Raw genomic sequence first — 15,363 nt, forward strand, 5'->3', positions numbered from 1 at the left:
ACCGCAAGCGGGCCGCCGGCTGGGGGCTGCTGGGGTTGGTTATTTGGCCCTCGCGGATGACGCGATGAAATTACGATCGATCGGCGTTGACAAATGGACCGATTTCGAAGCGCGCCGACAGGCGCCGTCTCTGGCGTGCGCTGCTCCGGGTCCTGTCCGGCTATCGCTGGCATATCCTCGGCGCGGCCGGACTCGCCGCGTTCGTCCTCGGCTGGATCGGCCTGCATGACTACTGGAATCACTATGCCGAGAACCGGGAGTCTCCCGGGCCGTCGGATCTGGCCTACCAAAGCCTGAAACTCTTCCTGCTGAACTCCCCGGACGACACGGACATGCCAATCACGCTCGACATCGCCCGATTCCTCGCCCCCGCCGTATTCGGCTGGGCCGGCATCAGCGCGCTGGGAATGGTGTTTCGCGATCGGTTGCAGCAGATGCGTATTCCGGCCATGCGTGGGCATGTGGTGATCTGCGGTCTCGGTTACGTGGGCAGCGTTTTTCTGCGCAACCTCCGTGATGCGGCGGAGCGGGTGGTCGTCGTTGAGGCAGACCCGGCGCACCCGAACATCCAGCTGTGTCGGGAACTCCGAGTCCCCGTCATAACCGGCGATGCGCAGCTGCAGCGGACGCTGGAAGCCGCGGGGGTGCGCCGGGCTGCTCGCCTCCTCGCAGTGACGCCGCACGACGCGGTGAACACCGAGATCGTCACGAACGCGCGGTTGATTGCGCAGCACCGCAAAATAATGAAGCCCTTGCACTGCCTGGCCCTGATCTCCGATCCCGAACTGTGCCAAGTGATCCGCATCGCGGAGTCCAGATCCACCCAGGGGTCGGTAAAGATCGATTTCTTCAACATCGACGATGTCAGCGCACGGTTGATACTGGACAACGCTCCCCTCGACATCGACTGCGGGCGCCCACACATCCTCATCGCTCATCTCGATCCGCTGGGACTCGCGCTCGTTTGGCACGCGGCCCGCGATTGGCACGACAAGCGGCCGGCAGGGGTGACCGCTCGGCTGCAGGTCACCGTGGTCGACGACGGCGACACGCGCCTGGAAGATCTCAAAGCGCGGTGTCCGGATCTCGAGCGGGTCTGCGAATTCACCTGCGTGTCCTCGACCGGTGGCATCCACGGTCTGACCGGCTGTCTGGCCGACAAGCCGCCGTTGACCTGTGCTTATGTCACGGCTTACCGCGACGAGCAGGCGCTCGAAACCGCGCTGAAGCTTCGGCATGAACTACCGGACGATGTGCGCATCGTGGTGGCACTATCCCGTGCGCACGGGGTGGCGCGGTTGGTGAACGACATCAAGAACGCGGCGTTGATGTCGAGACTGACGGTGTTCCAGACCCTTGAGCGCGGCTGCACGGTTGAACTGGTTCGCGGCGGATCATTCGAGACGATGGCGCAGGCCTTCCATCGCCACTACTGCGAGCTACAACGGCGCAAGGGTAACCAAGCGAAGTCCTGGGACGAGTTGTCCGAGACCAAGAAGGAGTCGAACCGCCTGGCGGCGCGATATCCCGGTAAAGCTCGCCATGATCGGATGCGAGATCGGGCCGTTGCGCAGTTGGAGCCCGGACCCACCCGCTTTCGCGTTCAGAGATGGGGAGATCGACAAGCTCGCGGCGCACGAGCACGCGCGCTTCATGGAGGAGCGCAGAGACGCATCTCCCGAGGAGAACTCGGCGCGCTATGCCGAGTTGTTCAGTGAACTGACCGAGGAGAACAAAGAGCTCGACCGCGATGCGGTCAGGGCCATCCCGGCGATCCTCGCGTCGGTGGGGCTGCAGGTGAATCGCATCCGGCCGACCTGACTTTCCGTGACGCCGTGCATCGGGCTGGCAACGCGTTGCGGTGTAGGGCAAACGGGACGTCGACATCATCCTCGTCGCGAGAGCGGGATCGACGCTCCCGTGCTGCTTCGGCCTGACTCGGGGTGCGCTAGCGTGGTGGTCGAATCGCTCACGCGGTCCGACTTCACGAATCGGTGAACGGCGATCCGACGCAGCGTCGCGGGGAGCGGCGCCCCAACAAATGCAGGAGAGGTCATGACCTACCCGCCTGGTAGCTCCGGATACCCGCCCGGCCAGCAGCCGACCACCCAGTTCAGCCAGCCCACCCAGCAGTTCGGCAAGGTCGAACAATCGCCCCAGGCCGCTGCGGGTCCAAGCAAGCTGCCGGTGTACCTGCTCGCCGCCGTCGCGGCGCTCGGGCTGGCCGTCTACCTGTCCAGCTTCGGGCCGATGTTCACCATCAGCAGCACCGACTTCCCGCAGCTGGGCAGCGCCAGCGGCACGTCGCTGGGTCTGGGTCTCGCCGTGGTGGCGTCGCTGCTGGCCGCGCTGCTCGCCGGGGCCAGCCTGCTCCCCAAGCAGCCGTCCTTCACCGGGGTTGTCGCGGCGGTCTCCGTCCTCGCCTTTCTGCTGGTGGTCGCGGAGGTGATCAACAAGCCGGAGGGTGTCACCATCGACTGGGCGCTCTACCTCGTCATCGTGTTCACCCTGCTGCAGGCGCTGACCGCGGTCGGTGCGCTGCTCCTCGACGCCGGGATCATCACGCCGCCCGCGCCGCGGCCGAAGTACGAGCAGCAGCAGTACGGCCAGTACGGCGGGTACTACGGCCAGCAGCACGGGCTGCCTCAGGGCGGCGCTCCGCAACAGCGCCCGGGGTACCCGTCGCAGTACGGCGGTTATCCGGGCGGACCGGCCTCCGGCGGGTTCACCGCGGCCGGACCCCAGGGTGGCCCGCCGACGCCGCCCACCGGATTCCCGACCTACGGTCAGCCGCAGCCGTCCAGCTCGTCGGCCCCCACCAGCCAGGTTCCGGCGCAACCGAATGCGTCTTCTTCGTCGCCTCAGTCCGGCCCCGCGCCGTCGTAATCAGGGCCTCGCGTGCGTGAAGGCCGCGCGCGTGAGTGACGAGCGATACCGCTAGTGGTGGAGAAGCCCCCGCACACGGGTGGTGCCCCCAGGCCGGCCGGCAGTCACCAGGCTCGTGAGCTGCTGCGGGTTGCATTCGGGCCGTCCCTGGTGGCGCTGGTCATCATTGCCGCGGTGACGCTGCTGCAGCTGCTCATCGCCAACAGCGACATGACGGGCGCGCTCGGCGCGATCGCCAGCATGTGGCTGGGTGTGCACCAGGTGCCGGTGTCGATCGGCGGCCGCGAGCTCGGCGTGATGCCGCTGCTGCCGGTGCTGGCGATGGTGTGGGGGACGGCGCGGACGACGGCCGCCGCCACGTCGCCGGGGGCGTCCTGGTTCGTCATCCGCTGGATCGTCGCCTCGGCGCTGGGCGGCCCCCTGCTGATCGCCGCCATCTCGCTGGCCGTCGTCCACGACGCCGCCTCGGTGCTCACCGAATTGCAGACGCCCAATGCGCTGCGCGCGTTCGCCGGCGTGCTGGGCGTGCACGCCATCGGGGCCGCGATCGGGGTCGGGTCGCGGGTGGGCAGGCGCGCGTTGGCCGCAACCGGGCTGCCCGAGTGGACCGCCGATGCCGGACGGGCCGCGGTGGTCGGGGTGCTGGCGCTGGTGGGGTTGTCCGGCGTGCTGACGGCCCTGTCGCTGGTGGTGCACTGGTCGACCATGCACGAGCTGTACACGATCACCGACTCGGTGTTCGGCCAGTTCAGCCTGACGGTGTTGTCGGTGCTCTATCTGCCCAACGTCGTCGTCGGGACGTCGGCGGTTGCGGTCGGGTCCAGCGCGCACGTCGGGCTGGCGACATTCAGTTCGTTCACCGTGTTCGGCGGTGATATCCCTGCATTGCCGGTGCTGGCGGCCGTGCCGACGCCACCACTTGGCCCGGTGTGGGTGGCGCTGCTGATCGTCGCGGCGGCCTCGGCTGTGGCGGTCGGCCAACAGTGCGCCCGCCGGGCGCTGGCGCTGTGGCCCGCGCTGGGCAAGCTGGTCATCGCATCGGCGCTCGCCGCCGTGACCATGGCGCTGCTCGGCTACGCCGGCGGTGGCCAGCTGGGCAACTTCGGCCACGTCGGCGTGGACCAGGCCACCTTCGGACCCGCGGTCTTCCTCTGGTTCGTCGGGATCGGCGGGCTTACCGTCGCTATGGCGGGCGGCATCGCCCGGCCGCCCAGGGCGCCCAAACCGGTCCTGGAGCCCGAACCCGCGCTCGATACCGAACCGGAACCCGAACCCGCGCCGGCGGTCGATGTCGAGGCGCCGCCCGACCAGGACATCCCGCCCGGCACGGACGACCTGCCCGACCCGGAAGACCTGATCGACCTCGACGACCACGACGGCACGCCGGGCCCGACCGGCGACGAGACACGCCGAACCGACGATTAGGCTCAGCGCGTGCAGCAACCGCTCCCTGTGCCCCCGAGCGCACCGGCGCGGGTGGTGGTGCTGGCGTCCGGCACGGGTTCACTGTTGCAGTCCCTGCTCGAGTCGGCGGTCGGCGACTACCCCGCGCGGGTGGTGGCGGTCGGCGTGGACCGCGACTGCGCGGCGGTCGGCATCGCGGCCGCCGCATCGGTGCCGTGCTACCAGGTGCGGCTGGCGGACTATCCCGACCGTGACGCCTGGGATGCCGCCATGACCGACGCCACTGCGGCACACGAACCCGACCTGGTGGTATCCGCGGGCTTTATGAAAATTCTCGGCCCGCAGTTTCTTTCACGGTTTCCCGGACGCGTGGTGAACACTCATCCGGCACTGCTGCCATCCTTCCCCGGTGCGCACGCGGTGGCCGAGACGCTGGAGCACGGTGTGAAGGTCACCGGATGCACCGTGCACCTGGTGGACTCCGGGACCGACACCGGTCCGATTCTGGCCCAGCAGCCCGTCCCGGTGCTCGACGGCGATGACGAAGCCACCCTGCACGAGCGAATCAAAGTCGTCGAACGGCGCCTGCTGGTGGATGTCCTTTCCGCGCTGGCGACCGGCGGGGTGACCTGGATCGGACGAAAGGCGACCATAGGATGACTGGCGACGGGCGGCGGCCGATCCGGCGCGCATTGATCAGCGTGTACGACAAGACGGGTCTGCCCGAGCTGGCCCGGGGCCTGCATGAGGCCGGGGTGGACATCGTCTCAACCGGCTCTACGGCCAAAACCATTGCGGGCGCGGATGTTCCGGTTACGCCGGTGGAGGACGTCACTGGGTTCCCCGAGGTTCTCGACGGCCGGGTCAAGACCCTGCACCCGCATGTGCACGCCGGGCTGCTGGCCGATCTGCGCAAGCCCGAGCACGCGGCGGCACTGGAGAAACTCGGCATCGCGGCATTCGATCTCGTGGTGGTGAACCTCTATCCCTTCACCGAGACGGTCGACTCCGGCGCCGATGTCGACGAGTGCGTGGAACAGATCGATATCGGCGGCCCGTCGATGGTTCGCGCCGCGGCCAAGAACCACCCCAGCGTGGCGGTGGTGGTCGATCCGCTCGGCTACGACGGCGTGCTGGCGGCGGTTCGAACCGGCGGGTTCACGCTTGCGGAGCGGAAGATCCTGGCGTCGTTGGCTTTTCGTCATACCGCTGAATACGACGTGGCGGTGGCGAGCTGGATGGGGGAGACGCTGGCTCCCGGAGAAGACTCTGCGGCGGCGTCCTTACCTCCCTGGCTCGGCGGGACGTGGCGGCGTACCGGTGTGCTGCGTTACGGCGAGAACCCGCATCAGCAGGCGGCCCTCTACAGCGGCGACTCGGCGTGGCCCGGCCTGGCGCAGGCCGAGCAGCTGCACGGAAAAGAGATGTCCTACAACAACTTCACCGACGCCGACACCGCGTGGCGGGCCGCCTTCGACCACGAGCAGACCTGCGTGGCCATCATCAAGCACGCCAATCCGTGTGGCATCGCGATCTCGTCGGTGTCGGTCGCCGATGCGCACCGCAAGGCGCATGAGTGTGACCCGCTGAGCGCGTTCGGCGGCGTCATCGCAGCCAACATCGAGGTGAGCGTCGAGATGGCCGAGACCGTCGCCGACATCTTCACCGAGGTCATCATCGCGCCGGCCTACGAGAACGGCGCGGTGGAAGTTCTTGCGCGCAAAAAGAATATCCGCGTGTTGCTGGCGTCAGAACCCATGTCGGGTGGGATTGAGGCCCGCCAGATCAGCGGCGGCCTACTGTTGCAACAGCGCGACGCCCTCGACACACCCGGTGACGATCCGGTCAACTGGACGCCGGCCACCGGCTCGCCCGCCGACCCCGCAACTCTGGCCGATCTCACCTTTGCGTGGCGGGCCTGCCGCGCGGTGAAGTCGAACGCGATCGTCATCGCCGCGGACGGCGCCACCGTCGGTGTCGGGATGGGCCAGGTGAACCGCGTCGACGCGGCGCGGCTGGCGGTGGAACGCGCCGGGGAGCGGGTGCGCGGCGCGGTGGCCGCGTCCGACGCGTTCTTCCCGTTCCCGGACGGGTTGGAGACGCTGACCAACGCGGGGGTGAAGGCGATCGTGCATCCCGGCGGGTCGATGCGCGACGACGTCGTCACCGAAGCCGCAGCCGAGGCGGGCGTCACGCTCTACGTCACCGGGGCCCGCCATTTCGCGCACTGACTTTCCTCCCGCGAGAAGACGTGGACACGCACGCGACACGCCGCAATTCATCCGACTTTGCGTTCCCCAGCCTGCGCGTGGGGCCGAGCTCGCGGGAGGGGCCGAGTGGCACGTTTGGACAGCCGTCGTAGCGTGGAGTAGTGATGCCATCTAAGGATCTGCCCCGGACCGTCGGCGAGCTACGAGCCTCCGGCCATCGCGAGCGGGGAGTCAAGCAGGAAATACGGGAGAACTTGCTGGCCGCGCTGGCCGAGGGCCGCGACATGTGGCCGGGCATCCTGGGCTTCGAGGACACCGTGTTGCCCCGGCTCGAGCGGGCGCTGATCGCGGGCCACGATGTGGTTCTGCTCGGTGAACGCGGTCAGGGCAAGACCCGGCTGCTGCGCGCACTGTCCGGCTTGCTCGACCGCTGGACACCGGTGATCGCGGGTTCTGAGCTGGGCGAGCACCCGTACACCCCGATCACGCCGGGCTCGATCCGGCGCGCCGCCGAGATGGGTGACGCCCTGCCGGTGGCGTGGCGGCACCGCAGCGAGCGGTACACCGAGAAGCTGGCCACCCCGGACACCAGCGTGGCCGACCTGGTCGGCGACATCGACCCGATCAAGGTGGCCGAGGGGCGCAGCCTCGGCGACCCGGAAACCATTGCCTACGGCCTGATCCCACGGGCCCATCGCGGCATCGTCGCGGTCAACGAGCTGCCCGACCTTGCCGAACGCATCCAGGTGTCGATGCTCAACGTGATGGAGGAGCGCGACATCCAGGTGCGCGGCTACACGCTGCGGCTGCCGCTGGACGTGGTCGTTGTCGCCAGCGCCAACCCCGAGGACTACACCAATCGCGGCCGCATCATCACCCCGCTCAAGGACCGGTTCGGGGCCGAGATCCGCACGCACTACCCGCTGGAACTCGACGCCGAGGTCGGCGTCATCCACCAGGAGGCGCACCTGGCTGCGGAAATGCCCGAGTACCTGTTGCAGATCCTCGCCCGGTTCGCCCGGAATCTGCGCGAGTCGAATTCCGTCGACCAGCGATCGGGGGTGTCGGCACGGTTTGCGATCGCGGGGGCCGAGACGGTGGCCGCCGCCGCGCGGCACCGCTCCGCCGTGCTCGGCGAACAGGATCCGGTGGCCCGGGTGGTCGACCTCGGCACGGTGATCGACGTCTTGCGCGGCAAGCTGGAATTCGAGTCCGGCGAGGAGGGCCGCGAGCAGGCGGTGCTCGAGCACCTGCTGCGGCGGGCAACCGCCGACACCGCGCAGCGGTTGCTCGGGGGCATCGACGTCGGACCGCTGGTGATCGCGATCGAGGGCGGTTCGGCCGTCACCACCGGTGATCGGGTGTCGGCGAGGGACGTGCTGGCGGCGGTACCCGAAGTGCCCGCGATCGCCAAGGTCCAAGAGCGTCTCGACGCTGCGTCCGACGGCCAGCGCGCCGCCGCAGTCGAACTGGCGCTCGAGGCGCTTTATCTGGCCAAGCGGATCGACAAGGTGTCCGGCGAAGGCGAGACGGTTTATGGCTAAACACCGGCATGCGCGGGCGTCGCGGTACTCCGCCTACACCGGCGGGCCCGATCCGCTGGCGCCGCCGGTTGATCTGCGCGAGGCGCTGGAGGCGATCGGGCAGGACGTGATGGAGGGCAGCTCACCGCGCCGCGCTCTGTCCGAGCTGCTGCGGCGCGGCACCCAGAACATGCGCGGTGCCGACAAGCTGGCCGCCGAGGCGAACCGGCGTCGCCGGGAATTGTTGCAGCGCAACAACCTCGACGGCACCCTGCAGGAGGTCAAGAGGCTGCTCGACGAGGCGGTGCTGGCCGAACGCAAGGAACTGGCCCGCGCGCTCGACGACGACGCCCGGTTCCAGGAGATGCGGATCGAGTCGCTGCCGCCGTCGCCGGCGAAGGCCGTGCAGGAACTGTCCGACTACGAGTGGCGCAGCGCCGAGGCGCGCGAAAAGTACGAGCAGATCAAGGATCTGCTCGGCCGAGAGATGCTCGATCAACGGTTCGCCGGGATGAAGCAGGCATTGGAGAACGCCACCGACGAGGACCGCCAGCGGGTCAACGAAATGCTGGACGACCTGAATGACTTGCTGGACAAGCATTCTCGCGGCGAGGACACGCAGCAGGACTTTGATGAGTTCATGCAAAAGCACGGCGAGTTCTTTCCGGAGAACCCGCGCAACGTGGAGGAACTGCTGGACTCGCTGGCGCAGCGCGCGGCCGCCGCGCAGCGATTCCGCAACAGCCTGTCGCCCGACCAACGCGCCGAGCTGGATGCGTTGGCGCAGCAGGCATTCGGCTCGCCGACGTTGATGAACGCGCTCAACCGGCTCGATGCGCACCTGCAGTCGGCCCGGCCGGGCGAGGACTGGACCGGCTCGTCACAGTTCTCCGGCGACAACCCGATGGGCATGGGCCAAGGCACCCAGGCGCTTTCCGACATCGCCGAACTCGAACAGCTTGCCGAGGCGTTGTCGCAGAGCTACGCGGGCGCGACGATGGACGACGTCGACCTCGATGCGTTGGCTCGCCAGCTCGGAGAGGAGGCGGCGGTCGATGCGCGCACGCTGGCCGAGCTGGAGCGGGCGCTGGTCAACCAGGGCTTTATGGACCGCGGCTCCGACGGGCGGTGGCGGCTGTCGCCGAAGGCCATGCGCCAGCTCGGGCAGGCCGCGTTGCGCGATGTGGCGGAGCAGCTGTCGAGCCGGCACGGTGAACGCGACACCCGGCGGGCCGGGGCCGCCGGTGAACTGACCGGCGCGACACGGCCGTGGCAGTTCGGCGACACCGAGCCCTGGAACGTCACCCGTACGTTGACCAACGCCGTGCTGCGGCAAGCCGGCTCCGGGGCCGGCGTGGCCGACGGCGCCGGCGCGCGCATCGCGATCACCGTCGACGACGTCGAGGTTTCCGAGACCGAGACCCGCTCGCAGGCCGCGGTGGCACTGCTGGTGGACACCTCGTTCTCGATGGTGATGGAGAACCGCTGGCTGCCGATGAAACGCACCGCGCTGGCACTCAACCATCTTGTCAGCACGCGCTTCCGTTCGGATGCGTTGCAGATCATCGCATTTGGCCGCTACGCCCGGACGGTGACCGCCGCCGAGCTGACCGGACTTGAGGGCGTCTACGAGCAGGGCACCAACCTGCACCATGCGCTCGCCCTGGCCGGGCGGCATCTGAGCCGCCATCCCGATGCGCAGCCCGTCGTGCTCGTCGTCACCGACGGCGAACCCACCGCGCACCTGGAGGGATATGGAGACGGCGCTGGGCCCGATTCGGCGGCTCGGCCGCCGGGTGTGTTCTTCGACTACCCGCCACACCCGCGGACGATCGCCCACACCGTGCGCGGCTTCGACGATGTCGCCCGATTGGGTGCGCAGGTCACCATCTTCCGGCTCGGCAGCGACCCCGGCCTCGCCCGGTTCATCGACCAGGTCGCGCGGCGGGTCGAGGGCCGGGTCGTGGTGCCCGATCTGGACGGACTCGGTGCCGCGGTGGTCGGCGACTATCTGCGCTCGCGGCGACGCCGTTAGGCGGATTTGCGCTTCTTGCGCTTGACGGCGACTTTGCCCCACAGCGAGAAGCCGCAAATCTTGACGTACGGAGCACCCGGCGAACCCTCGCCGGTCACGCTCTGGTCGAACGTGCCCATCACTCCGTGACCACGAAGATCCACGTTCACCTCGGGTGGCACCAGGATCGTCTGCCCGCCCATGATCGAGTAGGTGTGGATCTCCACCTGCGGCGTGGTGAAGTCGGCGTAGCGCAGGTCCACCACGCCGCCGCCCCACAGGGCGAAGGTGGTCAGCCGCTTCGGCACGTTCCACCGGCCGCGACGCTCGAATCCGCTCAAAATCGCCAAGAGCAGCGTCGACGGCGCCGGGCGGCACGGGCCACTTCTTCGCTCGGTGGTCAGCGCACCGGGCAGATCGGCACTCAGACGTGCCAGTTCGTTATAGGTCTTGGCCGCGTATGCCCTGGTCAGGCGGTCCTCATACTCGCCCATCTGGAGGCGACCCTGGGCGGCAGCGTCGGACAGCAGCTGCGCGATCTGCATGCGATCGGTGTCCGCAGCCGGCTCTGACCTGTTCCGCGACGCCGGAGTGCTCATCACCATCGAGCCTACGACGAAGCTGCGAAGAAGCACAGGCGAGTCACCGAGTTTGCGCGAGGTACTGCTCGAAGGTGGTCGTTCCGACCGGGTTCTCTGGGACCAGGTTGGCTCCCGACCTCAGGCCTGCGACGATGCCGCCGGGAACCGGAAGGGAGACCACTCTGCGGCGGCTGTCGCGTGCGGCCAGATACATTCGCCCGAGCTCGGTGTGCTCGTGTTCAACGGGACCGCCGATGTCGGCCACCCGACCCGCCGGGCCGGCGTCGACAAGAGAAACCAGGTGGGTCGCCACATCCCGGGTGTCGATCGGCTGGAAGCGCACGCCGCGAATCGCCATCAACAGCGGAAAGAATCGCTGGATGGAGAACATGGTCTCGACCAGATCGTGGAACTGCGCAACCCGCACCACCGTGTGGCCGAGGCCGGACGCGGCCAACGCTTGCTCGACGCGCAACTTGGCCTTGTAGTAGGGCAGCGGGATGCGATCGATGCCGACGATCGACACGTAGATGATGTTCGCGACACCCGCGCGGCGCGCCGCGTCGATGAGGTTGTGGGCGGACACCACGTCCTTGCCGCGGGTGCCCTGCGTCGCGCAGTGCACGATCACGTCCACACCGTCGACGGCCGCGTCGATGCCGTCGCCGGTGAGCAGGTCACCCTGCTGCCAATGGATGCCGGTGTAGCCGACGTGATGCCGCCTGCTCAGCGCCCGCACCCGATGGCCGGCTTCGGTGGCCTCGGGCACCACCCGGTGCCCGAGTGTGCCAGTCGCCCCGGTGATCAGCACGCTCGTTGCCATGAGCCCACACTAGGTTTCGACGGGCGCAAAGAAAAACGGGTACCTGCCGCTCAGTTCACCCAGTTCGGCGGACGCTTCTGCAGAAAGGCCAGCATCCCTTCGCGGGCTTCCTCGGAGAGGAACAACCGGGCCGACTCTTCGGTCAGTTCCTCCGCGCGACGGTCGAATCCCTCCAGGATGGCCGCCGTGGTCGCGGCCTTCGATGCCGCGAGCCCCTGCGGCGAGCCCTTGCTCAGCTCCGCGGTGATCTCGGCGACCGACGCGGCGACGTCGTCGGTCGCGAACGTCACCAGACCGATTGCCGCCGCCTCGTCTGCGCCGAACTTCTCCCCGGTCACGAAATAGCGGCCGGCGGCGCGCGCCGACATCTTCGGCAGCAGCGTCAGGGAGATGATCGACGGCGCCACCCCGATCCGCGCCTCGGTCAGCGCGAACGTGCTGCTGCGCCCGGCGACGACGATGTCGCACGCGCCGACCAGGCCGAGGCCCCCGGCGCGGACATGGCCGTCGATTGCGCCGACGACCGGCATCGGCAACTCAAGGATGCGGCGCAGCAGGCGGGTCAGTTCGCCTGCGCGGTCGACGGCCACGTCACCCAGATCGCGTCCGGCGGCCTCCGCGAGATCTGCTCCCGCGCAGAACGTTCCGCCGGTGTGAGTGAGGACAACGGTTCGTACCCCGGACTCTTCGGTGGCGTCGGTGAGGCCCTGATGCAGCTGGTCGACCAGCTTGCTGGACAGCGCGTTGCGGTTTTCCGGCGAATCAAGTGTCAGCCGGGCGACGCTGCCCTCGACGGTGTAGTGGACGAGAGTGCTCATCAGTACGAGCGTGGCAGACCCAGTGAGGTCTGCGCGACGAAGTTGAGCACCATCTCGCGGCTGACCGGCGCGATTCGGGCCAACTTCGACGCGGTCACCGCCGCGGCGATGCCGTACTCCTTGGTCAGCCCGTTGCCGCCCAGCGACTGCACGGCCTGGTCGACCGCCCGCACCGAAGCCTCGGCCGCGGCGTACTTGGCCATGTTCGCCGCTTCGGCCGCACCCACGTCGTCGCCGCCGTCGTAGAGCGTCGCCGCCTTCTGCATCATCAGCTTGGCGAGTTCGATCTCGATGTGGTTCTGCGCCAACGGATGTGACAAACCCTGGTGTGCGCCGATCGGCGTCTTCCACACCTTGCGGGTCTTGACGTAGTCGACCGCCTTGCCGATCGCGAAGCGGCCCATCCCCACCGCGCTGGCCGCGCCCATGATGCGCTCCGGGTTCAGCCCGGCGAACAGCTGGGCGATGGCGGCGTCCTCCGAGCCCACCAAGGCGTCGTAGGGCAAGCGCACGTCGTCGATGAACACCTGGAACTGGCTTTCCGGGCTGACCAGTTCCATCTCGATCTTGGTCCAGCTCAAGCCCGGCGTATCGGTCGGCACCACAAATAGCGCGGGCCGAAGGGATTCGGACTTCGCCCCTGTGCCGGATTGGGTGCGGCCGACGATGAGCACCGCCTGGGCCTGGTCGATGCCCGAGATGAACACCTTCTGGCCATTGAGGATCCAGTCGCCGCCCTCTCGGCGGGCGGTGGTGGTGATGCGGTGAGAGTTCGACCCGGCGTCGGGTTCGGTGATGGCGAACGCCATGGTGATGGAGCCGTCGGCAATGCCGGGCAGCCAGCGCTTCTTCTGATCCTCGGTGCCGAACTTGGCGATGATGGTTCCGTTGATGGCGGGAGAGACCACCATCAGTAGTAGCGCGCACCCGCTAGCCGCCATCTCCTCCATCACCAGCGACAGCTCATACATGCCGGCTCCGCCGCCGCCGTACTCCTCGGGCAGGTTGACCCCGACGAAGCCGAGTTTGCCTGCCTCTTCCCACAATTCGTCGGTGTGCTCGCCGGCGCGGGCCTTCTCCAGGTAGTAGTCCTGGCCGTAGTTGGCGGCCATCGCGGCGACCGCCTTGCGCAGCGCCTGCTGTTCTTCGGTCTCGATATAGCTCATTGTTCTCCTCCGGGGTCGTCCACACGGGCAAGCACGGCACCGACGTCGACCTGCTGGCCGGGCTCGACATTGAGTTCGGCAAGCACGCCGTCGCTGGGCGCGGTCAGGGTGTGTTCCATCTTCATGGCCTCCAGCCAGATCAGCGGCTGCCCAGCGGACACCGCGTCGCCGACCGCGGCGCCAACCCGCACAACGGATCCGGGCATCGGCGCCAGCAGCGAACCCAGCGCGACGGTCGCGTCGGGATCGGGGAACCGCGGCAGCGCCGTGAGCGCCACCGGACCCAGCGGAGAATCGACGAAGACCTCATCGCCGTAGCGGGCCACCTCGAACGGGCGGTCCACCCCGTCGACGGCCAGCACGACATCCTCGGGCGTTGCGGAGACCAGCGTCACACCGTCGTGGTCGGGCAGCTCTATTCCGTTGCGGCCGAACCGGTACCGGATGTCGTGGTGCTCGCCGGCACCGTCGCCGTACCGCTTCGCCTGGAAGACCGATGCAAGATTGCGCCATCCGCTCGGAGCGGCGGCAAACACCGTTGCGGCGCGGCGATTCTGCGCGGCGTCGGCGAGCGCGGCGGCCAGCGCCGACAGCCGGACCGCGGCCGGATCGCTCAGCGGAGCGGCGAGTTCGGTCAGGCCGTGGGTGTCGAAGAATGCGGTGTCGGTGGCGCCGTCGAGGAAGGCCGGATGGCGCAGCACGTTGACGAGCAGGTCGCGGTTGGTGCGCATCCCGTGTATGCGGGCGCGGGCCAGCGCATCGGCCAGTACGCCGGCGGCCTGACGGCGCGTAGGAGCGTACGAGATCACCTTGGCCAGCATCGGGTCGTAGAACACCGATACCGATGAGCCGTTGACGATTCCGGAGTCGACGCGGATATCACCGGGCACGTCGAAACGGTGCACGGTGCCCGCTTGCGGCTGCCAGCCCTTGGCCGGGTCCTCGGCGTAGAGCCGTGCCTCGATCGAATGGCCCCGCGACGGCGGCGGTTCGGCGTCGAGTTCACCACCCGCGGCCACCTGCAGTTGCAGCTCCACCAGGTCGAGACCGGTGGTCGCCTCGGTGACGGGATGCTCGACCTGCAGCCGGGTGTTCATCTCCAGGAAGAAGAAGTCGCCATTATGGTCGGCCATGAACTCGACGGTGCCGGCGCCGGTGTAGCCGATCGCGCCCGCGGCCAGCCGGGCCGCGTCGAACAGCTTGGCGCGCATGCCCGGTGTGCGCTCGACGAGCGGGGACGGGGCTTCTTCGATGATCTTCTGGTGGCGGCGCTGGATGGAGCATTCGCGTTCGCCGACGGCCCACACCGTGCCGTGCTGGTCGGCGAGCACCTGGACCTCAACGTGGTGGCCGGTCGCCAGGTAGCACTCGCAGAACACCGTGGGATCGCCGAACGCCGACTGCGCCTCGCGGCGGGCCGCCGCCACTTCGCCCGGCAGCGCGGCCAATTCGCGCACCACCCGCATGCCGCGGCCGCCGCCACCCGCGGACGCCTTGATCAGCACCGGCAGCGCCTCGGCGGTGATGGAATCGGGATCGAGCTCGTCGAGCACCGGCACGCCCGCTGCGGCCATCATCTTCTTGGCTTCGATCTTGGAGCCCATTGCGGCGACCGCTTCCACCGGCGGCCCGATCCACGTCAACCCGGCATCCTGCACGGCCGACGCGAATTCCGGGTTCTCCGAGAGGAATCCGTAACCCGGGTGGATGGCGTCGGCACCGGCTGCGCGCGCCGCCGCGATCAGCTGTTCGGCGTCCAGATAGCCGTCTCGCCCCTCGAGCCGGACGCGGGCGTCGGCCTCGGCGACGTGTGGCGAGCCGGCATCCGGGTCGGTGTATACCGCGACCGTGCCGATCCCGAGTCGACGGCAGGTGGCGAACACCCGCCGCGCGATCTCACCGCGGTTGGCCACCAGAACTCGACTGATCATCTTCAAC

Annotated in this window: 12 protein-coding genes; 7 read left to right on the top strand and 5 right to left on the bottom strand. The window is 68.5% G+C overall.

Annotated features, from left to right (window positions below; genetic code table 11):
- The first annotated feature begins 86 nt into the window (after positions 1–86).
- From ACRDU5_RS17920 to ACRDU5_RS17950, 7 genes are all read left to right on the top strand, one after another.
- On the top strand, positions 87–1,718 hold the full coding sequence (locus tag ACRDU5_RS17920; RefSeq protein WP_526616031.1) for a potassium channel family protein: 1,632 nt from the start codon (positions 87–89) through the stop codon (positions 1,716–1,718).
- 337 nt (positions 1,719–2,055) lie between these two features.
- Positions 2,056–2,886 (top strand): DUF5336 domain-containing protein, encoded by an 831-nt coding sequence (locus ACRDU5_RS17925; protein WP_526616032.1) that lies wholly within the window; start codon positions 2,056–2,058, stop codon positions 2,884–2,886.
- 54 nt (positions 2,887–2,940) lie between these two features.
- Complete coding sequence (locus ACRDU5_RS17930) at positions 2,941–4,311, top strand: cell division protein PerM (protein WP_526616033.1); 1,371 nt, start codon at positions 2,941–2,943, stop codon at positions 4,309–4,311.
- A gap of 9 nt (positions 4,312–4,320) precedes the next feature.
- On the top strand, positions 4,321–4,950 hold the full coding sequence (gene purN, locus ACRDU5_RS17935; protein WP_526616034.1) for a phosphoribosylglycinamide formyltransferase: 630 nt from the start codon (positions 4,321–4,323) through the stop codon (positions 4,948–4,950).
- A complete protein-coding gene (gene purH, locus ACRDU5_RS17940; protein WP_526616035.1) occupies positions 4,947–6,521 on the top strand; it encodes a bifunctional phosphoribosylaminoimidazolecarboxamide formyltransferase/IMP cyclohydrolase in 1,575 nt (524 codons plus the stop codon). Before purN ends, purH begins: the two co-directional genes overlap by 4 nt.
- A 143-nt stretch (positions 6,522–6,664) precedes the next feature.
- Complete coding sequence (locus ACRDU5_RS17945) at positions 6,665–8,044, top strand: sigma 54-interacting transcriptional regulator (protein WP_526616037.1); 1,380 nt, start codon at positions 6,665–6,667, stop codon at positions 8,042–8,044.
- A complete protein-coding gene (locus tag ACRDU5_RS17950; protein WP_526616038.1) occupies positions 8,037–10,058 on the top strand; it encodes a vWA domain-containing protein in 2,022 nt (673 codons plus the stop codon). Before ACRDU5_RS17945 ends, ACRDU5_RS17950 begins: the two co-directional genes overlap by 8 nt.
- Here ACRDU5_RS17950 and ACRDU5_RS17955 read toward each other — a convergent pair.
- From ACRDU5_RS17955 to ACRDU5_RS17975, 5 genes are read right to left on the bottom strand one after another with little or no spacing between them, the layout of a single operon-like run.
- Positions 10,055–10,636: a DUF1707 domain-containing protein gene (locus ACRDU5_RS17955; protein ID WP_526616039.1), complete on the bottom strand. Its 582-nt coding sequence runs from the start codon at positions 10,634–10,636 to the stop codon at positions 10,055–10,057. The genes ACRDU5_RS17950 and ACRDU5_RS17955 overlap by 4 nt on opposite strands.
- 43 nt (positions 10,637–10,679) lie before the next feature.
- Positions 10,680–11,441: an SDR family oxidoreductase gene (locus ACRDU5_RS17960; RefSeq protein ID WP_526616040.1), complete on the bottom strand. Its 762-nt coding sequence runs from the start codon at positions 11,439–11,441 to the stop codon at positions 10,680–10,682.
- A 50-nt stretch (positions 11,442–11,491) separates the two neighbouring features.
- Positions 11,492–12,259: an enoyl-CoA hydratase family protein gene (locus ACRDU5_RS17965; protein WP_526616041.1), complete on the bottom strand. Its 768-nt coding sequence runs from the start codon at positions 12,257–12,259 to the stop codon at positions 11,492–11,494.
- Entirely contained in the window at positions 12,259–13,425 is a 1,167-nt protein-coding gene (locus tag ACRDU5_RS17970; protein ID WP_526616042.1) for an acyl-CoA dehydrogenase family protein, read from the bottom strand. Before ACRDU5_RS17970 ends, ACRDU5_RS17965 begins: the two co-directional genes overlap by 1 nt.
- Positions 13,422–15,356, bottom strand: coding sequence for an acetyl/propionyl/methylcrotonyl-CoA carboxylase subunit alpha (locus ACRDU5_RS17975; RefSeq protein WP_526616044.1), 1,935 nt, complete (start codon positions 15,354–15,356; stop codon positions 13,422–13,424). The genes ACRDU5_RS17970 and ACRDU5_RS17975 overlap by 4 nt, the downstream gene beginning before the upstream one ends.
- Positions 15,357–15,363: the final 7 nt, after the last annotated feature.

The organism is Mycobacterium sp., from assembly GCF_050701515.1.
GTDB lineage: Bacteria > Actinomycetota > Actinomycetes > Mycobacteriales > Mycobacteriaceae > Mycobacterium.

Bases quoted from the DNA above. Each gene is read 5' to 3' on its own strand.
- ACRDU5_RS17925 (WP_526616032.1), top strand. From the start codon at position 2,056: ATGACCTACCCGCCTGGTAGCTCCGGATACCCGCCCGGCCAGCAGCCG.
- purH (WP_526616035.1), top strand. From the start codon at position 4,947: ATGACTGGCGACGGGCGGCGGCCGATCCGGCGCGCATTGATCAGCGTG.
- ACRDU5_RS17945 (WP_526616037.1), top strand. From the start codon at position 6,665: ATGCCATCTAAGGATCTGCCCCGGACCGTCGGCGAGCTACGAGCCTCC.
- ACRDU5_RS17950 (WP_526616038.1), top strand. From the start codon at position 8,037: ATGGCTAAACACCGGCATGCGCGGGCGTCGCGGTACTCCGCCTACACC.
- ACRDU5_RS17955 (WP_526616039.1), bottom strand. From the start codon at position 10,636: ATGAGCACTCCGGCGTCGCGGAACAGGTCAGAGCCGGCTGCGGACACC.
- ACRDU5_RS17960 (WP_526616040.1), bottom strand. From the start codon at position 11,441: ATGGCAACGAGCGTGCTGATCACCGGGGCGACTGGCACACTCGGGCAC.
- ACRDU5_RS17965 (WP_526616041.1), bottom strand. From the start codon at position 12,259: ATGAGCACTCTCGTCCACTACACCGTCGAGGGCAGCGTCGCCCGGCTG.
- ACRDU5_RS17970 (WP_526616042.1), bottom strand. From the start codon at position 13,425: ATGAGCTATATCGAGACCGAAGAACAGCAGGCGCTGCGCAAGGCGGTC.
- ACRDU5_RS17975 (WP_526616044.1), bottom strand. From the start codon at position 15,356: ATGATCAGTCGAGTTCTGGTGGCCAACCGCGGTGAGATCGCGCGGCGG.